This is a genomic window from Ruegeria sp. AB8 (genome assembly GCF_056542605.1).
Window position 1 is genome coordinate 79770 of record NZ_JBQGAB010000002.1, and the last position, 20247, is coordinate 100016.

The window sequence follows — 20247 nt, forward strand, 5'->3', positions numbered from 1 at the left end:
CTCGAATAGAGGCCAGATACGGTTTCGTTCGCAACGCGGACGTTACTACAAATCAAGTACCGCGCCACGCACGGCTGACCGTTTGCGGGAAGCTAGATTTCAGTGCCATTTGGAACGATAATTATCGGCATTGGCAGTTTGTAATAGCTAGACTGTTCAGACGATTGTCGGCTACGTCCGCATAGCGGACATTTGGCGAAGAACGCTCAAGGTCTGCTGTGCGGACAAAACAGACTTAAGCAGTGGTCTACTTTTCCGGTGGGACAGCAGCTACGGCGGTTTGACACACGTCAAGTCTGCGTTCCAAACTCTGTGACAGAATATCGTGATAAAAAAGAAGAATAGTACCTGGAGGGGAGATATGATTTTCGGCAGGCGGGCAAAAACTTTGCTAGCGATCGTTCCGATCCTATTGACTGCGGGATTTGCTTTCCCACCGACTTCCGCAGCGCAGGTGACATCAACTGTTGAAGGAATTGTTGTACCCGCGCGGGCATGGGACGTTTCAGCCGAAGTCAGCAATAAAATCAACCGGTTGCATTTTGTGGAAGGACAAGTCGTTGCGAAGGGTGACTTGTTGGTTGAATTCGATACTGGCTTCAAAGAGTTGGAGCTTGCCTTGGCAGAAGCGCAACTGAATGAAGCATTGGTCGCAGTTGAAAAAGCTCAGGAAGATTTTGCACGGCAGCAAGAACTGAAAGACCGCGAAACTGTTTCAGAGGCTCAATATCAGGAAGCTTTGTTCGCGTTGCGAGCTGCGCAAGCTTCCGCACAGACACTACGCGTGCAGAGTGACATGGCGGCATCTTTGCTAGCTGCGCAAAAGCTTTACGCGCCGTTCAGCGGGCAGATGACATCGCCCAACTACCGTGAAAACGCTAATGTGAATATCAATCGTGGCCGGGAAGTTGCCACACTTGTACAGCTCGATCCGATCCATGTACGCGCACCCGTTCCAATAGATCGCGTTATGGAGCGCGTATTGTCAGGAGAAGATGAAACGGCAATACATGCATCAATTACTGTGCGGCTGGAACTCCCGGATGGGACGGAGTTCCCCCATACCGGACGAATTATCTCGGCGAGCATAGGATTGAACCCCGACACAGATGAAGCGGCGGTCTTGGTGGCCTTCCCAAATCCGGAGCATGTGTTGAGACCGGGAATGGACGTCGTTGTTACGGGCTATGAAAACTAGGGTGTGCACCCTCCCGAAAGCGAATTGTAGAAGAGGAGTGTTTGAGATGTCGAAGTTATTTTGGAGCGCCATGGCCCTGACCGCCAGTTGCATAATTCAAGGTGAAATGACTACGGGGGCTTCGGCTGACACCTATGATCTGGTTATTCTGAACGGCCGTGTCATGGACCCTGAAACAGGCTTTGACCAAATTGCCAATGTCGGGATCAGCGACGGCTGGATTGTCAAAATTACGACCGCTCCAATTGAAGGCGAAGATACCGTGGATGCCACTGCGCATGTAGTGGCGCCGGGTTTTATTGATAGCCACACACACTCCAGTCAGAAGTATGCCATCAACATGAGTATGATGGACGGTGTCACGACAGCCTATGACAGCGAAGTTGGCGCCATCAACATCGCCGACTGGTATTCCCGCGAAGAAGCCACTTGGCCGATGAACTACGGCACCTGCGTGTCGCATGAAATCGCCCGCATGGTCGTCATGGACGAGCTTGAGATTGATGTGCCCGTCGACGCTTCGAACTTGTTCGCATTGCGCGCTTTGTCGAGTTCAGAAGACGGTGTTGCGGATTGGTCTGTTACTCGCGCAAGCGTCGAACAGATGAACCGGATCATGCAAATCGTGGACAAAGGCTTGCAAGAAGGGGGGCTGTGTGCAGGTTCGACGGTTGGGTACGCGGGCGTTGGTATCAGCACTTATGAACAGTTTGAGTTGCAACGCACGGCGGCCCGCTACGGACGGGCCACGGGGGTACACGGCCGGTTTCATACCTCGGCGACGAACCCGGAAGCTCCGCTTGGCTTTGCGGAAGTCTTCACCAACGCTTTCTTACTCGATGCTCCTCTCCTCTACAGCCACAACAACGACTATGGCTGGTGGGAGATAGAAGAGAAACTCCAGATGGCGCGCGCCAAGGGATTAAATATGTGGGCCGAGTACTACCCCTATACAGCCGGCTCCACCTCGATCGCCTCTGATCAGCTAACCCCGGACGCTATCGCTGCCCTTGGGCTCAAATACGAAGACATTATGTACGACCCAAGTCAGGACCAATTCCTGACGATTGAAGAGTACAAACAGGTCGCAGAAGACGATCCGGGTCGCACTGTGATCGTCTTCAATCCCGCGAGGGAGGAGTGGTTGCCGCAATGGCTCCGAGTGCCGAACATGGTCGTGGGCAGCGACAGCATGTGGTACACGGAAGACTTGGGATTGCGTGGCGATCCGCTCTTGTTCGCCGGGCACCCGCGCACCTCGGGTTCACATTCGACCGTTCTCAAGCTCGCGCGTGAGGAAGGCGTGCCGCTCATGTTTACGTTGTCGCAGCTTAGTTATTGGCCCGCCTATCATATGGGGGCTACCGGGGTGGAGTTCCTAAACGTGCGCGGTCGTATGCAAGAGGGTATGGCAGCAGACATCGTCATCTTCGACCCTGAAACTGTCGGTCCTGGATCGGATTATCAGAGCGGCACCCAGGGGCTGCCTCCTCGCGGCATGCCTCATGTGGTCGTCAACGGCGTCTTCGTAAAACGGGACGGTGCGGCGACAGGTGCGTTGCCTGGAAAACCAATGCGCTTTCCACCAGAAAACCAACCACGGCATGAACCGGTCGACACACAAGTCTGGCAGGAAACGTTCACACTTCAGGACGCAGCTTTGGATGGAACCGGGCCGGGTTTCGGCGAAGGCGACTAGCTGCTTATTGTAACGTCTGTGTTGGGCTCGAAGCGGAAGATTAAAGGGAGATTCCGAAAGTCTGCTTGGGAGCGGCGAGCGGACGATCCCGCCCGCCAAAGCATTAAAGATCGATACGTTCGGCAATACTAAGCGCGTCTTCAAGCTCGACGCCAAGGTAACGCACCGTACTGTCCACTTTGCTGTGACCGAGCAGAAGTTGAACGGCACGTAGGTTTCCGGTCTTTCTGTATATCAAAGCCGCTTTGGTACGCCTAAGCGAATGCGTGCCGTAGCTGGACGGATCGAGACCAATCGCTGACACCCATTCCCGGACAAGCCTAGCGTATTGCCGGGTCGAAAGATGCGGCAAAGCATGCATACGACTTGGAAACAGATACCGTTGTCCAAGCATGTATTGAGAAGAGACCCATTGCGACACGACTTCACGTGTATTCTCCGTCACTTCAAATTGCACCGGTTTTGCAGTTTTGCTTTGAACAACGGATACCCGATCGCGAACAGAATCGCCGACGGCGAGATCGTTAACCCTCAAGCGGACGAGATCGCACCCGCGCAACTTGCTATCGATGGCAAGATTGAACAATGCCAGGTCTCTCAGCTTGTTTGCAAGTTCGAGCCGAGCGCGAATGGCCCAGACTTGCTTTGACTGCAATGGCCGCTTCTGTCCGACTAGTCTGCCTTTGTTCCAAGGCGGACGACGCGTTGTGACAACGGGAAGTAGAGATTTGGACATCTTAGATCTCCGTCCATTCCCTTCCGTCCCAAACATCGACACTGTGCCGACAGCTGCAGTCTAATTGCCGCTCGCGTGTCTTCAGCACAGGAAATTCTCAGGTTTCAGGAACTGCCACCGCTGATCTTCTTACCCATCACATCCGCTGCCTGCCGCAACGGGTCATCTGCGAGGTGCGCGTAGCGTTGCGTGGTAGACGGGTTCGTGTGTCCCAAAAGCCTGCCCACTATCAGTAAGCTCAAACCACTAGAAACCAGATGTGAAGCGTGTGTATGCCGGTTATCATGTACCCTGTAGTTTTCGAGACCTGCGGACTTCGTTATTGACCGCCAGAACCCTTTCAAGTCCTTGTACGGCTGCCCAGGATCGCGTCCGGGAAAGAGCCATGAGCTGTTTAGCGTATTCGACACTTGCATTTCCGACAGCAAGGCAGTGGTTGCCGAAGACAAAGGTAGGTGTTCTCGCCGTTTTTGCTTGGTGTGATGCGATGGTTTCGTCCACACGCGACGTTCTAGATCAATGTCTTCCCATTTGGCTGTCAGAACTTCTCCAATCCGCGCGCCTGTCAGAAGCTGGAAGCGGATTGCATTGGCAGCAGTCTGATTGGGGTGTTCGGATAGCGCCAATAGAAGCCGTTGAAGTTCCGCATCGGAAAGCCAGCGATCACGTTTTTCCTCTAAGTATTTTTCAACACCACGCGCGGGATTGTCAGATCGCATCCCCCAGCGTACCGACAGTTGGAACATTTTTGAAGCAAGCGCGAGCGTTCGATTGGCCTGATAAGGAGTGTCGCGCATTTGGTTGTGCAATTTCTGGATATGCTGGTGTGTCACTTCAATGACCTTCAATTCACCCAGCTTAGGCAAAATGTACCTCTCCAGCATGGAAAGATCATTCCGTACGCTACCGGGCCTTTTCTTTGGGACCGCATGTTCGGTCAAGTATTGCTCGGCAAGTGAGGAGACTGTTGGCGATTTTCGCAGCAACTGCCCGTCTGAGACCGGATCCCCACCTCTGATAACTTCGGCGAGAAGGTTTCGCGCCATCTCACGTGCTGTGCCAAGCGAAAGCGTTGGCCCATACTTGCCCAAAGTCTTACGTTTCGACCGACCAGTTTGCTTGCTTCGGTATTGAATGACAAAACTCTTCACGCCAGTGGTTTTCACCCGCAGTCCGAAGCCCGGTAAACTCTCGTCCCAATAGATTGCCTCACGATTTGTGGGCGAAAGGCGATCAATGCTTGTTTTTGTCAGTCGGATGTTTGGCATCGTAAGAGCATTCTACGCTAGGTAAGCAATAGGTAAGCACAAGAAAGAGAGTTGACAAGAGCTCGATCGTAGGCGGTAGTCCATAAGTTCCATAAAAATAAAGAGATTTGGTGTTTGAAAGAAGTGCCTGGAACTGTATCGAAGGGAGAGTAGTAAGACTTCTAATCAGCAGGTTGAGGGTTCGAGTCCTTCAGGGATCGCCATTTTACAACAACAGGTTAACATCCTGAGCTTGCAAAACTTGTGGCTTTCATTGTCGTTTGGGCGAAAATTGGCGACAGAGCTTCATAAATGGGCTGTTCGAAATTTGGAGAGTGGCCATACTCTGCCATCCAATAGGCCCAACGATTTCCCGCACCGTAACGAAAAAGTGGTAATCAAACGCGACGTGGGGCAGTCTGGAAACCTGCGCCCAGCCAGGAGGTTTCGAAATGCCCCGCTACAACGACATGTTCGAACTGTCGGTCAAGGACATCGACCTGATCGAAAGCTCTCTCCGGATCGCTTTGGCATCGCAGTCTCACGCATCTGCGCAAGAGGATGAAGACGAGAAATCGAAGCGGGAAGAAACGCTTCGCGACATTCAGGAACTGTTGGGGCGGCTTCACGACCAGAAGATATTCTACCGGCCCAAAAGCGGCGTTTACGTCGGGGGCTAGGCTGGGGACATGCGGCCCGGACTTGGGCTGTGTTCTGAGAGCTTCGTGAATACGTCACAGACGGATTGGCCCGATCAATGTACCTTTCGAATATTTTTAGAAAGGTCATTGTTATGCGAACATACAAAATCCCGACACAAAAGCTGAGCGTTGCGCCCGGAATCACGGTGAAGTTTCACGGTAAAGTCTATGTGGATTTCCCAAAAGCCAGGATTGAGGTTCCAACGAGCGTAACAGGCTGCAAGGACCACACCTACCGCATCACTCTGGACCCCGCCAAAGGTCATTGGGACGGTCAGGACAGCCACAAATGGACGCTTGCAAACTACGAGGTGGTCGTTCGGCTGAGTATCGATCCGAACAGGCCGAGATTTGTCAGCGCCGAAGTCTATCACCCGGTCAAGGGGAAGCGCCACCGGTTGTGGCAGGATGAGTTCGACATCTATGACCCTTACAAAGAGCGAAAGGTCGAGATGTTCGCGCAGGGCGCTTTTATCGATCCGATCAAGTCGAATGCCGACCATACATATGCGGTTGGATACGATGATGCCGGTAAGCGGAACTACCTGTGGCCTTGCGGGGGCGATCACGACGAAAATCAGCGGTCCATTGGTCATGGAATGGCCTTTCAACCCGAATGTGATTGCCTATCGCAAATGCGAACCGACCCGCTGACAAAGGGTCTGGCCGGAATCCGGTACGGTCTCGACGGTGTCTGCCATCAGGCGACTAACAGGATCATGTGTACAGCCGGGCTCGAGGTGAATGACGCAAAAGGTTATAAATCAAAGGGCTGGAGATATCTGACGCACACGCTTTACGGGCGGTTGGGTCTGTTGGCCATTGACGGTCTGGGTGTCAAAAAGTGGAAAAGCATCTGCGACGGCTGCCTGACTAAGCGCTACCCGCGGTGTTCGGAAGAAACAGAGTTTTTGGTATCTCCAAACGAACATCCGGGACTGATGCAATCGCACGTGGATTCGCATCAGGAAATGATCGTCCAGTTGCGTCATGACCTGCTGGAAGCCTACACGAAGCTTGCTGCCGGAAAGCTGACGCCAACGGAATACGCGGATGTGCTGAACGCATCCATCAATGGCCACAAGGCGCAGATGCAGGACGTTCTGGGTGATACCCTGCATGCAGAGATTTTTGAGGATATCGCCACTGTCGACGTGGTCGTCGTTGACCCCAAAATCGCCGAAGCCGTTGTTGCAAACGGTGTGTCGTAGGCACGCTTCAAGTGCAGTCAGGCAGCAGATCCGGCAACGAAGAACACGGCAAAGCCGGGCCTGCCACATCGGGTCTGACAGGCTCATGCGGCCGGATTCTGCACCAATTTTCAGCACAGCGCAAAAACATCTTGCAACCGGTTGCAAAGCGAAACATTCTGTCACGCGAATAAAGGATTCGGGAGAATTGAATGCTGAGGATCGGATTGCTGGGGGCCGGACGTATCGGCCGCGTGCATGCGCAGGCGATCACCGCCCACCCCAAAAGCCAGCTATGTGCTGTGTCCGACGCGGTGGCAGAGGCGGCTGAAAGCCTTGCCTCGGACACCGGGGCCGAGGCCCGCAGTTCTGACGACATCATCGCGGACCCGGCAATCGACGCGGTGCTGATCGCCACGCCAACGGACACTCATTCCGACCTGATCGAAGCGGCAACCCGTGCCGGAAAGGCGGTTCTGTGTGAAAAACCTGTTGATCTGAACCTCGAACGCGCCATCGCCTGTCAAAAGGCCACGGCGGACAGTGGCCAACCTGTCATGATCGGGTTCAACCGCCGGTTCGACCCCAACTTTTCTGCGCTTAAGGCTGCGTTGGACGCAGGGGAAATCGGCAAATCCGAAATGTTGTCGATCACCTCATTCGACCCCGCTCCACCGCCGGTCAGTTATATCAAGGTGTCCGGCGGCTTGTTCCGGGACATGATGATCCACGATTTCGACATGGCGAATTATCTAATGGGTCAGCTGCCAAAAACCATCTCCGCCGTGGGGGCATCGGTTGTGGATCCCGAAATCGGCAAGGCCGGAGACGTGGATACCGCTGTTGTTACAATGAGTTATAATGATGGTCGGATTGCCGTCATCAAGAATTCCCGCCGGGCGGCCTACGGATATGATCAGCGCGTCGAACTGCTGGGTTCTGAGGGGTTGTTGCAGGCTCACAATATGCTGGAAAACACTGTGGTCAAATCCACCGACAAAGGCGTTGTCGGGGCGAAACCAACCTATTTCTTCCTGGAGCGTTACATGCCGGCCTATCAGGCGGAATGGGATGCGTTTGTACAGGCGGCCCTGACGGGTGCCGCGCTGCCGGTGACGCTGGAAGACGGGGTTGCCGCGCTTGCAATGGCCGAGGCCGCGACGCGGTCGGCGCAGTCCGGAAGGCCGGTTGACATGTCTGAAATTTTGAAACCGGTTGCAAAATGACCGGAATGCTTCAAACTGACATCAGCTCCGTATCAGACCGGAGTCGCAGAGATTCGGCGCTGCCGAATGATTGGGGCTGACACCCCGACACGAAAATAGACTGTTCTAATGGGAGGAAACAGAATGAATAAGTTCGTAAAGGGCGCACTGGCAGCAGGGGCTCTGGCGCTGGCGACACCTGCATTCGCGCAGGAGATTGTTGTCGTTTCGCACGGCCAGGCCAATGATGCCTTCTGGAACGTCGTCAAGAACGGTGTCGAACAGGCCGGCAAGGACGTGGGCGTGAACGTCGAATATCGCGCGCCTGAAACTTTCGACATGGTGGCCATGTCGCAGCTGATCGACGCTGCCGTGAACCAGGAACCCGATGGTCTTATCGTTTCGATCCCGGATGCGGATGCGCTAGGCCCGTCAATCGAACGCGCAGTTGCAGCCGGTATCCCGGTGATCTCGATCAACTCGGGTTCTGACGTTTCCAAGGAATTGGGCGCCCTACTGCATGTCGGTCAGGACGAGTTCGACGCGGGCAAGGCTGCTGGCGAAAAACTGGCGTCGATGGGCGGCAGCACGGCGATCTGCGTCAACCACGAGGTGGGCAACGTCGCGCTTGACTTGCGTTGCGCGGGCTTCACCGAAGGTTTTGGCGGCAATGTCGAAGTTCTGCCGACCTCGAACGATCCTTCGGAAATCGAATCGAAGGTGGCTGCTGCGCTGGCCGCCAACGAAGCCATCGACACCGTCATGGCGCTGGGTGCCAGCTCGGCCGGTGAGCCTGCGGTTGCAGCCGTCAAAGGGTCTGGCCGCGATGTGAACGTCGCCTCGTTCGACCTGTCGGCAAACTTCCTGCAGTCGATCGCGGATGGCGACGCGGCCTTTGCCATCGACCAGCAGCAGTACCTGCAGGGCTACTTGTCGGTGAACTTCATGGGTCTGCACGCCAAATACGGCCTGATGCCCGGCGGCAACGTGCCTTCGGGTCCGAACCTGATCACGCAGGAAAAGGCGGCGCAGGTGATCGACCTGTCCGCGCAGGGCATCCGCTAATCCCGGAAGGTTCCGGCAAACAACAGGATCGGCGCCAGCGCGCCGATCTCACCGAATTGGGAGGAAACCATGAGTGAGTCAGCGCCCGTCGTATCGGACGAAAGGGTCAAGAAAGAACCGTTCCTAACCAAACTCATGAAACGGCCTGAGTTGGGCGCCATGGCAGGTGCCGTCCTGGTTTTCGTGTTCTTTGCGATCACTGCGGATGAGTCGATGTTTACCCTTGCCGGCGTCATGAACTTCATGACCCCCGCCGCGCAGCTGGGGATTCTGGCCATCGGGGCCGCGCTGCTGATGATCGGCGGAGAGTTCGACTTGTCGATCGGGTCGATGGTCGCGTTCTCGGGGCTGTTTTTCGGCGTCTGCGTCGTGACCTGGCAATTGCCGCTGATCTTCGCCATCCCAATGACATTCCTGTTCGCGGCCTGTGTCGGTGCGATCAACGGCAATATCGTGATCCGCTCGGGCCTGCCATCGTTCATCGTGACGCTGGCGTTTCTGTTCATTCTGCGCGGCCTGTCCCTGGTTGGTTTGAAAATGGCGACAGGCGGCTCGACCCAGTTGCGCGGCGTGCGCGATGCGGTCGAAAACGACTGGCTGGCACCATTCTTTTCCGGCGAAGCGTTCGGAGGCCTGTTCGCCTGGCTGGCGGCCAACGGCATGATCGACACGTTCAAAAGCGGTGCGCCCAAGGTGCCGGGTATCCCAGTCGAAATCCTGTGGTTCATCGTCATCACGCTGGCGGCGACTTATGTGCTGCTGCGCACTCCGGTCGGAAACTGGATCTTCGCCTCGGGCGGGGACAGGGTTGCGGCTTCGAACTCGGGTGTTCCGGTCAACCGCGTCAAGGTTTCGCTGTTCATGCTGACCGCCTGCTGCGCCGCATTGGTTGCGATCATCACGGTGATGGACGCTGGTTCGACCGATGCGCGCCGGGGCTTCCAGAAAGAATTTGAGGCGATTATCGCCGCAGTGATCGGCGGCTGTCTGCTGACCGGCGGATATGGCTCGGCCATCGGGGCGTTCTTTGGCTCGATCATCTTCGGCATGGTTGTCATCGGCCTCACCTATACCGACTTCGATCAGGACTGGTTTCAGGTCTTCCTGGGCGCCATGCTGCTGATCGCCGTTCTGTTCAACAACGCGATCCGTAAACGCGTAACCGGGGAGCGCTGATATGACCGAAGACACCAAGTTTCACCACGGCGACGCGACCGATGCCGCCCCGATCGTGGAAATGAAAAATATCGAAAAGCACTTTGGCAATATCATCGCCCTTGCCGGCGTCAGCTTTGACGTCAAGCCCGGGGAATGCCACTGTCTGCTGGGCGACAACGGTGCGGGTAAATCCACCTTCATCAAGACCATGTCCGGCGTGCACAAACCCACCAAGGGCGAGATCTTTTTCGAAGGTCGGCCCCTGCATTTCGACACGCCGCGCGATGCGATGGAGGCGGGCATTGCGACCGTGTTCCAGGACTTGGCGATGATCCCGCTGATGAGCGTGACGCGCAATTTCTTCATGGGCCGTGAGCCTACCAAGGGCAAAGGTCTGCTCAAGCGGTTCGACGTCGATCAGGCAAACGATGTTTGCATGGAAGAGATGCGCAAGATGGGCATCAACCTGCGTGGGCCGGATCAGGCCGTGGGCACCCTGTCCGGGGGGGAGCGTCAGACCGTTGCCATCGCCCGCGCGGTCTATTTCGGTGCCAAGATTCTGATCCTGGACGAACCGACTTCGGCGCTTGGTGTGCGCCAGACCTCGAACGTGCTGGCCACCATCGACAAGGTGCGCAGCCAGGGCGTCGGCGTTGTGTTCATCAGCCACAACGTGCGCCACGCGCTGGCGGTGGGCGACCGCTTTACCGTGCTGAACCGCGGCAAGACACTGGGAACGGCAAAGCGCGGCGAGATTACGCCGGAACAGTTGCAGGACCTGATGGCAGGCGGTCAGGAGATGGCCCAACTCGAAGGATCGCTCGGCGGGACCGTCTGAGCGACGAACTACAGGATGTTCCGCCGCAACGGGTGGGCCATCCAAACCCCGTGGCACCAGACGGCCGCACCCTGATCAGGCCGGTTCATGCGCCTGAAACCTTCAAAAATGCGAAACCCGACAGATTGCCCGCAGCGGCATGTGTTGAAAGGGATCAAGATGAGCAAGACAATCCGACTGACCGCCGCGCAAGCTCTGGTGCGCTATCTGGGGGCACAGATGAACGAGGGCGGAGAGCCTTTCATCGCCGGTGTCTGGGCGATTTTCGGTCACGGCAACGTGGCCGGTCTGGGCGAGGCTTTGCATGGTGTAAGGGACAGCCTGCCAACCTATCGCGGTCATAACGAGCAGACCATGGCGCATGCGGCCATTGCATATTCCAAACAGATGCGCCGCTCGCGTGCCATGGCCGTGACCTCGTCAATTGGTCCCGGCGCCACCAACATGGTGACGGCAGCGGCGCTGGCCCATGTGAACCGGCTGCCGGTTCTGCTGCTGCCCGGCGACGTGTTCGCCACGCGCGGTCCCGATCCGGTTCTGCAGCAGATCGAGGATTTCGGAGACGGTACCGTCAGCGCCAATGACTGCTTCAAACCGGTCAGCCGCTATTTCGACCGTATTTCCCGCCCCGAGCACCTGCTCACGGCGCTGCCGCGCGCCTTCCGCACCATGACCGACCCCGCCGATTGCGGGCCGGTAACGCTGGCCTTCTGTCAGGACGTGCAGGCCGAGGCCTACGACTATCCCGAAAGTTTCTTTGAACCCCGTGTCTGGCATCAACGCCGCATCCGCCCGGATGAGGGTGAACTGGCCCGCGCCGTGGCCGCGATCAGGGCGGCAAAACGTCCGGTCATCGTTGCCGGTGGCGGGGTGCACTATTCAGGCGCGACCGATGCGCTGCAAAGCTTTGTCGAAACGCACAACATTCCGATTGCCGAGACGCAGGCGGGCAAATCTGCGCTGGCCTGGGATCATCCGCTGAATCTGGGCCCCATTGGTGTGACCGGCGGGCAACCCGCCAATGATATCTGCGCCGAAGCCGATCTGGTCTTGGGCATCGGTTCGCGTTTGCAGGATTTCACTACCGGCTCGTGGGGTCTGTTCTCGAACCCCGAACGCGAGATGGTCTGCCTGAACACCGCTGCCTATGACGCCGAGAAACATGGCGCGATGCCCCTGCAATCTGATGCGCGTGTCGGGTTGGAGGAGTTGGGCGTCGCTCTTCAGGGCTACCGCGCGGATCCCGTGGCTGACACGCTGAAGGCGGAATGGTTCGGCAAGGTCGACAAACTGACCGACGCGCCCGGCGACGGCAATGCCCTGCCCACGGACATGCAGGTGGTGGGCGCGGTTCAGCGCGCCGCGCATGACGATACAGTGGTCATGTGCGCGGCGGGCACCATGCCGGGTGAGTTGCACAAGCTGTGGAAAGCCCCGCGCCCCGGTGCATATCACATGGAATACGGCTTCAGCTGCATGGGGTACGAGATCGCGGGGGCGATGGGCATCAAGATGGCCCAGCCCGATCGGGACGTGATCTGCTTCACGGGTGACGGCACCTATATGATGGCGAACTCGGAAATGGCGACGGCGGCGATGATGGGTGTCTCTTTCACCGTGGTCATTACCGACAACCGCGGCTTTGGCTGCATCAACCGTCTTCAGATGGGTACGGGTGGGGCTGAGTTTAACAACCTGCTGGATCATGCGGTGCATGAGAACCCCTCGGCCATTGATTTTGCAGCCCATGCGGCGGCGATGGGGGCGACATCGGTCAAGGTCAGCAGCATTGCCGAACTGGAAGATGCGCTTGCCAAACGTGGCGAGATCACAGGGCCTTACGTGGTGGTGATCGACACCGATCCGTACCCCTCGACCGAATATGGCGGCACTTGGTGGGAAGTGGCGGTTCCCGAGGTCAGCATTCGCCCTGAAGTGAATGAAAAGCGCGCGGCCTATGAAGCCGCCATCAAGGAAAGAAACACGAAATGAGCGTGAAAATCGGGATCTCTCCGATCGCCTGGCAAAATGATGACCTGCCGGATCTGACCGCCGCCTATACAATGGAGCAGGCGCTGAAGGAGTCGCGTGAGATCGGTTACACCGGTGTCGAACGCGGCCAGCGGATGCCCGGCGACACTGACGGGCTGCGCGCCTATCTGGAAGGCAATGATATCGCGCTATGCGGTGGCTGGTGCTCGGGCGCGTCGCTGGTCAACGATTTCGCGACAGAGCGTGAGGCCGTGCGCGAGCAGGTCGAGCAATTCGTGGCTCTGAAAAGTCCGTGCATCGTCTATGCCGAATGCTCGAACACCGTGCAGGGTCAGATCGGCACCCCGGTCAACAACCGCCCGAAACTGTCCAGGGACGAGGTCTTGGCCTATGCCGCCAAGATCACCGAGCTGGCGAAATGGATGGCGGATCAGGGTATGCCGATGGCCTACCACCACCACATGGGCACGATCATCGAAACCGAAGATGATGTGAACTGGCTGATGGAAGGGTCGGGCCCAGAGGTAAAGCTATGTTTCGACACCGGCCACCTGCTGTTTGGCGGTGGGGACGTTCTGGCCACCCTGAGCCGCTGGGGCGACCGGGTGCACCATGTCCATTTCAAGGACATCCGTCCGGCGGTCGTGCAGGACGTGCGCGAGAACAACCGCAGCTTTCTGGATGCAGTGATTGCCGGCGCGTTCACGGTTCCGGGCGATGGCTGCATCGACTTTCAGGCCGTGTCCAATGCGCTGAAAGCGATGGATTACGACGGCTGGATCGTGGTCGAGGCCGAGCAGGACCCGGCCAAAGCGCCGCCCTATGAATACTCCAAGAAAGGTTACGACCACATCGTCGAGGTTTGTGGTCAGGCCGGATTGGAGATCGTCGCGTAACATCCGCCCAATTGGGCAACACCTTGGCCATGAGAAAGGAGAACGTCATGGTAGATCGGGACCTTGGTTTTGTCGGTTATTTCGACCGGGAATCCTGTGATCTGGATGAATTCAAGGTGCTGACCTCTCAGAACCTCGACGCTGGCGCGGTGCCACATGCCGCGTCGGTCGAGAAGAACGTTCCAATCTACGACATGCGGGCCTTGCGCCCTGCGCTGGAACAAGCGGATCAGCGCAAGGCGCTGTTGGCAGAATGGGGTCGCGTTCTGGACAAATCGGCGGGCGTGATTGCCCTGAAAGGTGCCTTCGCGGACACGTCCGTGATCGACCGGGCCAGCGATGTCTTCCATCGTATCATCGCGGAAGAACGCCAAAGCGGCGCCGGTGAGGGCGATCACTTCGCCGCATCGGGCGCCAATGACCGGGTCTGGAACGCGCTGCAAAAGCAGTGCCTACGTGACCCTGAAGGCTTTGCGCTTTATTTCGGAAATGCGGTCATCGCCGCCGCTTGTGAGGCGTGGTTGGGGCCGAACTATCAGGTCACGGCCCAGATCAATCAGGTACGTCCCGGTGGAAAGGCCCAGCAGGCGCACCGCGATTACCATCTGGGGTTCCAGAGCGCCGACACGGCCGCGCGCTATCCGGCGCACGCCCATCTGGTTACCGCATCTTTGACCTTGCAGGGGGCGGTTGCCCATTGCGACATGCCGGTCGAAAGCGGCCCGACCAAACTGCTGCCGTTCTCGCAGCTTTATCCGCCGGGCTATCTGGCCTTTCATGACGCGGCGCATCGGGCGCATTTCGAGGAAAACTGTATTCAGTTGCCTTTGGAAAAAGGGGATGCGGTGTTCTTCAACCCGGCCCTGTTTCATGCCGCAGGGGAAAACAGCAGCGCGGATATTCACCGGATGGCGAACCTGCTGCAGATTTCATCCGCCTTTGGCCGCGCGATGGAGGCGATTGACCGGCGTTCCATGTCTCAGGCTGTGTTTCCGGCGCTGATTGCACTGAGACAACGCGGTGAACTCAGCACGGCAGAGTTGGACGCAGCTATTGCCGCTACGGCCGAGGGGTATCCGTTTCCAACCAATCTGGACACCGATCCGCCCATCGGTGGCAACGCGCCCGAAAGTCAGGCCGACATCCTGCGTCGGGCTGTGTCCGAGGGATGGACCGAAGCGCAACTGTCCGAGGCTTACGCAGCCCTGCAAACAAGGCAAGCTGCCTGAATTTAAGACACTGGCGGGCCGTTAAGGCCCGCCCAATAAGGAGAAAACACATGGCAGACCTGCTGAAAAAGCCGTTCGGAACCCGGGGCAAGGTGCACGATATCACGCCTGCAAGTGCCGGGTGGAGCTATGTCGGTTTCGGGCTTTACCATCTGAAAGCGGGCGACCGGGCAGCCGAGGCAACCGGCGACCGCGAGGTCATTCTGGTGATGGTTGAAGGCAAGGCACAGATCAGTGGAGCGGAGCAGGACTGGGGCGTTCTGGGCGACCGGATGAGTGTTTTTGAGAAAACCCCGCCCCATTGCCTCTACCTGCCAAACGGAACCGAGTGGGAGGCCGTCGCCGAAACCGATTGCGTCATCGCCGTATGCTCGGCCCCGGGCAGGGGCGGACATCAGGCCCGCCGCATCGGCCCCGATGGGATTACCCTGACCGAACGGGGCAAGGGTGTGAACACACGCTACATCAACAACATCGCGATGGAGAATGAAGACTACGCAGACAGCCTGCTGGTAACTGAAGTGTTCACGCCGAACGGGCACTGGTCCAGCTATCCCAGCCATCGCCATGACGAGGATGACTATCCGCGCATCACCTATCTTGAGGAAACCTATTACCACCGCCTGAACCCCGCCAATGGATTTGGCATTCAAAGGGTCTATACCGATGACGGGCAGCTGGATGAGACGATGGCTGTCTCGGATGGCGATGTTGTGACCGTCCCGCGCGGACATCACCCTTGCGGTGCGCCATATGGTTTTGAGATGTATTACCTGAATGTCATGGCCGGACCGCTGCGAAAGTGGCGCTTTGTTCCGGCCCCCGAAGTTGAATGGATCATGGAGCGGGACGGTTGACCGATAGCTTTGCCAGTTACCCCAGCCTTGCAGGCAAAACCGTCTTCGTCACAGGCGGCGCTGGCGGCATCGGGGCCGAAACCGTGCGGGCCTTTGCCGCACAGGGTGCGAAGGTAGGGTTTCTGGACATCAACGCGGATGCCGGGCTCGCCTTGCTGGCCGATCTGGACGGCGAGCACGCCTTTGCCCCATGCGATCTGCGCGATATCGAAGCCCTGCAGACGGCAATCGGAGAACTGGCCGACGAATTGGGTGCTGCCGATGTACTGGTCAACAATGCCGCCCATGATGACCGCCACGACTGGCGCGAAGTGACGGCCGAGTATTGGGATGAACGTATGGCGATCAACCTTCGCCACATGTTCTTTGCCATTCAGTCTGTTGCCCCGGGCATGATTGCAAAAGGCGGCGGCTCAATCATCAATCTCGGCTCGAATTCCTGGTGGGAGGCCGGGGCCGGTTTCCCCGCCTACGCCACGGCAAAATCCGCCGTTCACGGCCTGACCCGAACCATGGCGCGCGAGCTTGGAGACCACCGGATTCGCGTCAACACCGTTGTGCCCGGCTGGATCATGACGGACCGGCAGAAAGACCTGTGGGTGACGCCCGAAGCGCTGGCAAAACAGGTTGACCGGCAATGTCTGCCCGACCCGATCGATCCCGTCTACGTGGCCCGCATGGTTCTGTTTCTGGCCTCTGACGATGCCGCGATGTGCAGCGCTGGCAATTTCATGGTCGAAGGCGGCTCGATCTGATCTGCACTTTCTAGGAGAGCTAGCATGTCCCATCCGTTTCAACTTGCGGCCTGCGCCGAGATGCTCTGGCTGGATAAACCTCTGCACTGGCGGGCGGCGCGGCTGAAGGAAATGGGGTTCGGCGTGGGCCTTTGGAGCTGGCCAGATCTGGACATACCAAAGCTTGAAGCCACCGGCGCGGAATTCACCATCATGGACGGCTATGTCGAAGGACGACTGGCCGACGAAGAAGGCGCCGAGATGTTGCTGAAGACCGCACGCGAGTCGGCGCAGGTCGGCAAGCGGCTGGGTGTACAACGCCTGAATTTGCACGGAACGGGTCTGGGCGAAAACGGAATACCAATCTGGCAGCATGAGGTCGTGACCGGCCAGATGTGGCTGAAGGCGCGCGATACGCTGAACCGCATTTGTGATCTGGCCGAGGAGGAAGGCGTGGTCTTCACGCTGGAAAACCTCAACCAACTGGACCATCCCGGTTGTCCGTTCGGATCGACCGAAGACGTTCTGGCCCTGGTGTCGTCCGTTGACCGCCCTCAGCTGCGCATCAATCTGGATCTCTATCACACGCAGATCGGCGAAGGCGACCTGATCCGCTGGTGCGACAAATGCCTGCCCTGGATCGGTGAGATTCAAGTGGCCGACAATCCCGGCCGGTGTGAGCCCGGAACGGGCGAGGTCAACTACGCCTCGGTCGCGCGTGCACTATATGATCTCGAGTACCGGGGACCGGTGGGCATGGAAGCCTACGCGCTGGAGGATCCCGAAACTGCGCTGGCCGCGTTCCGGGCGGCATTCACGGTCTGACGATTATCGCTGCGGTGGGGCGCCGAATGCGCGGATCACCGTACGGGCGGCGGCTTCGACCGGATCGTGCGTCTCTTTCAAAATGGTAACACGATCGAACCGGTTGGGGTCGCGGTTGACCGCGTCGCGCAATGCGGCGCCAAAGGCCATGCGCAGCTCGGTTCCGATGTTGAATTTGCAGATCGAGCTGTCGCGCGCCAGCCGACTGCGCTGTTCCACCGGTACGCCGGAGCCGCCATGAATCACCAATGGCACGTCTGTCATCGCGTCGATCCGCGCGATGCGGTCCTCGTCCAGACCACCTTCCTTGTTTTCCTGCAAATGGACATTTCCGACCGAGATCGCCATCGCATCCACACCGCTTTCGCGGGCGAATTTTGCAGCTTCTTCCGGATCGGTTCCGTTTGATCCCTCGCCCCCCGAATAGCCGACAAAACCAATCTCGCCCTCGCAGGAAATCCCTGCCGCATGGGCCATTTCGGCAATCGCCGCCGTTTCATCAATATTTTGCTGCAGCGGCTTGCGCGACCCATCGAACATCAACGAGGTAAAGCCGCTATCCAGCGCTATCTTGCACTCCTCGAACGTGTAGCCATGGTCCAGATGCGCGACGACAGGAACCGAGGCGTTTTCGGCCAGATGCCGGAACATCTTGCCAAGAATCGGCAACGGCGTGTGCTCGCGGCAGCTGGGGCCCGCCTGCAGGATCACCGGCGCGTTTTCCGCCTCGGCCGCGGCTACATAGGCGCGCATGTCTTCCCAGCCCAGCGTGACAAGGCCCCCCACGGCATAGCCCTGTTCATAGGCGGGCCTCAGAACTTCGGAAAGCGTAACAAGGGTCATTTGAATTTCGCGATCATGTCTTTGATGCCCGGAATCGTCTCAATCTGGTAGGCATGTGTCGGCTGGAAATACTGCACCAGCGAGCGCTGGCTGAGGCCGCCGAGGATGGTGAAATAGTACATCTCATATCCAGGCAGTACGCAGCAGGGATGATAGCCGTTGTCGATGCAGATCGTGGATCCGTCGACAATATGATAGGCATCGCCGGGTTCGTTGTCTTCGCGCTGCAGCATTTGCAGGCCAGACCCCCAGTTGGGTTTGAAACGGAAATTGTAGGTCTCGTCATGCCGGGATTCGTCCGGCAAGCGATTGGTGTCGTGTTTGTGGCTGGGGAAGCCCGACCATCCGCCCTGACCGACGGTGAACAACTCGCTGACCAGCAGGCGACCAACCTTGTCATGCTGTTTCTGGCCGAGGATGTGCTTGATCTTGCGGTGCGTTTTGGTGTCGTCGCTGCCGTATTGCACAAGGTCATGCTGGCGCACATCGAACGGATCCAGAACCTTGTCGTATTTTGCACCCGCAACAAACACCTCGGTCTCGTCCGACACGCAGACCATCTGCGCCTTTGCGCCCACCGGCACATAGACACCTTCCGGCTCGCCGTCCCAGACATCCTCGCCCCGGTTGCCCAGCCGGGGGAACTGAACCCCTTCGACATCGACATCGACACTGCCGGTGGCGGGCACGATGCAGGTCTCATAGCCGGGCACCTGATATTCGAACGCCTCGCCCTTCTTCAGCTTGACGATGTTGAAATAGTTCAGCGGGACGGTCGGATCGTCCGCGTCGACGATCGGGTTGTTCCGGTTGTCATAAGGCGCGATATGCATATCAAACTCCTATGAGGTGGGGCCGGGATGCGCGGCCAAAAAAGCGTTCAGTTCCGGCGTCGTCGGCATGGCGGGGGCGCAACCGGGTTGCGACACCACAATCGAGGCACAGGCCGAGCCACGCATCACGGCATCTTCCAGCGAATACCCCGCCGCAATCGAGGCCAGCAGACCGGCCATGAAACTGTCGCCGGCGCCGACGGGCTTGATCGCATCGACAGGGTAGATTCCGGTCGTGATCTCCTGACCGTCAGCAAGGGTCACGGCACCTTTTTCGCCCATCTTGTAAATCACGACGCGGCCCGGTTTTGCGGCCAGTTCACGGGCCTTGGCAAACCCCTTGTCGATGCCACCCGCCATGAACCCGAATTCTTCGTTATTGCCCACGATCAGGTCGCTCGCCTCGCCTGCCCGGGACAGGACGTCGGCGGCAACTTCGGGCGAAGGCCAGCTATAGGGGCGATAGTCGATGTCGAAAATCACTGGCAGCCCTGCGTTGCGCGCGTTCTCGAAGGCGCGGAACGTGGCGCTTCGTGAGGGTTCCGAAGCAAATACCGTTCCAGCGGAAAGGACGGCTGAGAAGGCACCGTAGTCAACCTTGTCCACATCCTCTTCCGTGACCTGGAAATCGACCGCGCCGTTGCGATAGATCACGTTCTGAAAGTTCTCGGTCGTGCTTTCATAGATCGCCATGGACATGCGGTATTCACCGCCGATCACGCGGATGTAGGATGTATCCACGCCGTAGTGCCGCAACCGGTTCAGGCAAAACCGCGCAACGGCGTCGTCCGAAACCGACGTGACCAGCGATGCTCGGCTGCCCAGCTTGACCAGGCCGGCACAGATGTTGGCGGACGAGCCACCCAGATCGGCGTGGAAGGTATCGGCATCCTCGCTTTTGACACCGATCGGGTCCGCGAACAAATCCATGCCTGCGCGCCCGAAAACGGCAAACCGGTTTCCTTTGATACCATCTATCAAAGCGCTCAATTCATGTCCTC

19 protein-coding genes are annotated in these 20247 nt (G+C 58.0%); 14 read left to right on the plus strand and 5 right to left on the minus strand.

Annotated elements, in window-relative coordinates; genetic code table 11:
• The first annotated feature begins 361 nt into the window (after positions 1–361).
• Both ACR0CG_RS02495 and ACR0CG_RS02500 read left to right on the plus strand, forming a co-directional pair.
• On the plus strand, positions 362–1198 hold the full coding sequence (locus tag ACR0CG_RS02495; protein WP_170469009.1) for an efflux RND transporter periplasmic adaptor subunit: 837 nt from the start codon (positions 362–364) through the stop codon (positions 1196–1198).
• Positions 1199–1244: 46 nt separating this feature from the next.
• Positions 1245–2897, plus strand: coding sequence for an amidohydrolase family protein (locus ACR0CG_RS02500; RefSeq protein WP_170469012.1), 1653 nt, complete (start codon positions 1245–1247; stop codon positions 2895–2897).
• 103 nt (positions 2898–3000) lie between these two features.
• Here the strand turns inward: ACR0CG_RS02500 and ACR0CG_RS02505 are convergent, their stop codons facing one another.
• Together ACR0CG_RS02505 and ACR0CG_RS02510 are read right to left on the minus strand one after the other, a co-directional pair.
• Complete coding sequence (locus ACR0CG_RS02505; RefSeq protein WP_480522723.1) at positions 3001–3633, minus strand: tyrosine-type recombinase/integrase; 633 nt, start codon at positions 3631–3633, stop codon at positions 3001–3003.
• 104 nt (positions 3634–3737) lie between these two features.
• Positions 3738–4901, minus strand: coding sequence for a tyrosine-type recombinase/integrase (locus ACR0CG_RS02510; protein ID WP_480522724.1), 1164 nt, complete (start codon positions 4899–4901; stop codon positions 3738–3740).
• A 431-nt stretch (positions 4902–5332) separates the two neighbouring features.
• On the opposite strand from ACR0CG_RS02510, the gene ACR0CG_RS02515 reads away from it, so the two are divergent.
• The 12 genes from ACR0CG_RS02515 to ACR0CG_RS02570 all read left to right on the plus strand — a co-directional run bounded on the left by ACR0CG_RS02515 (position 5333) and on the right by ACR0CG_RS02570 (position 17570).
• Positions 5333–5560 (plus strand): hypothetical protein, encoded by a 228-nt coding sequence (locus tag ACR0CG_RS02515; RefSeq protein WP_170614199.1) that lies wholly within the window; start codon positions 5333–5335, stop codon positions 5558–5560.
• Between the two features lie 113 nt (positions 5561–5673).
• Positions 5674–6792, plus strand: a complete 1119-nt coding sequence (locus ACR0CG_RS02520; RefSeq protein ID WP_480522725.1) for a hypothetical protein — start codon at positions 5674–5676, stop codon at positions 6790–6792.
• Between the two features lie 191 nt (positions 6793–6983).
• On the plus strand, positions 6984–7997 hold the full coding sequence (gene iolG, locus ACR0CG_RS02525; protein WP_480522726.1) for an inositol 2-dehydrogenase: 1014 nt from the start codon (positions 6984–6986) through the stop codon (positions 7995–7997).
• Between the two features lie 123 nt (positions 7998–8120).
• Complete coding sequence (locus tag ACR0CG_RS02530) at positions 8121–9041, plus strand: sugar ABC transporter substrate-binding protein (protein WP_170614202.1); 921 nt, start codon at positions 8121–8123, stop codon at positions 9039–9041.
• 69 nt (positions 9042–9110) lie between these two features.
• Positions 9111–10217, plus strand: a complete 1107-nt coding sequence (locus tag ACR0CG_RS02535) for an ABC transporter permease (RefSeq protein WP_170614203.1) — start codon at positions 9111–9113, stop codon at positions 10215–10217.
• 1 nt (position 10218) lies between these two features.
• Positions 10219–11037: an ATP-binding cassette domain-containing protein gene (locus ACR0CG_RS02540; protein WP_170679361.1), complete on the plus strand. Its 819-nt coding sequence runs from the start codon at positions 10219–10221 to the stop codon at positions 11035–11037.
• A 159-nt stretch (positions 11038–11196) separates the two neighbouring features.
• A complete protein-coding gene (gene iolD, locus ACR0CG_RS02545; protein WP_480522727.1) occupies positions 11197–13029 on the plus strand; it encodes a 3D-(3,5/4)-trihydroxycyclohexane-1,2-dione acylhydrolase (decyclizing) in 1833 nt (610 codons plus the stop codon).
• A complete protein-coding gene (gene iolE, locus ACR0CG_RS02550; RefSeq protein ID WP_480522728.1) occupies positions 13026–13925 on the plus strand; it encodes a myo-inosose-2 dehydratase in 900 nt (299 codons plus the stop codon). Before iolD ends, iolE begins: the two co-directional genes overlap by 4 nt.
• Positions 13926–13972: 47 nt before the next feature.
• Complete coding sequence (locus ACR0CG_RS02555; protein WP_480522729.1) at positions 13973–15154, plus strand: phytanoyl-CoA dioxygenase family protein; 1182 nt, start codon at positions 13973–13975, stop codon at positions 15152–15154.
• A 50-nt stretch (positions 15155–15204) separates the two neighbouring features.
• Positions 15205–16011 carry a 5-deoxy-glucuronate isomerase gene (gene iolB / locus ACR0CG_RS02560; RefSeq protein ID WP_480522730.1) on the plus strand — a complete coding sequence of 269 codons (807 nt, stop codon included), beginning with the start codon at positions 15205–15207 and terminating at the stop codon, positions 16009–16011.
• On the plus strand, positions 15987–16766 hold the full coding sequence (locus ACR0CG_RS02565; protein ID WP_480522731.1) for an SDR family NAD(P)-dependent oxidoreductase: 780 nt from the start codon (positions 15987–15989) through the stop codon (positions 16764–16766). Before iolB ends, ACR0CG_RS02565 begins: the two co-directional genes overlap by 25 nt.
• A 24-nt stretch (positions 16767–16790) precedes the next feature.
• Entirely contained in the window at positions 16791–17570 is a 780-nt protein-coding gene (locus tag ACR0CG_RS02570; RefSeq protein ID WP_480522732.1) for a TIM barrel protein, read from the plus strand.
• Between the two features lie 3 nt (positions 17571–17573).
• Here ACR0CG_RS02570 and ACR0CG_RS02575 read toward each other — a convergent pair whose 3' ends face one another.
• Genes ACR0CG_RS02575 through iolC form a run of 3 tightly spaced genes read right to left on the minus strand, consistent with a single transcriptional unit; the run spans position 17574 to position 20236 of the window.
• The gene (locus ACR0CG_RS02575) at positions 17574–18413 is read right to left on the minus strand and encodes a class II fructose-bisphosphate aldolase (RefSeq protein WP_170679375.1); all 840 of its coding nucleotides are present in this window, start codon (positions 18411–18413) and stop codon (positions 17574–17576) included.
• On the minus strand, positions 18410–19246 hold the full coding sequence (locus ACR0CG_RS02580) for a 5-deoxy-glucuronate isomerase (protein ID WP_480522733.1): 837 nt from the start codon (positions 19244–19246) through the stop codon (positions 18410–18412). Before ACR0CG_RS02580 ends, ACR0CG_RS02575 begins: the two co-directional genes overlap by 4 nt.
• A gap of 9 nt (positions 19247–19255) precedes the next feature.
• A complete protein-coding gene (iolC, locus tag ACR0CG_RS02585) occupies positions 19256–20236 on the minus strand; it encodes a 5-dehydro-2-deoxygluconokinase (RefSeq protein ID WP_480522734.1) in 981 nt (326 codons plus the stop codon).
• Positions 20237–20247 lie beyond the last annotated feature (11 nt).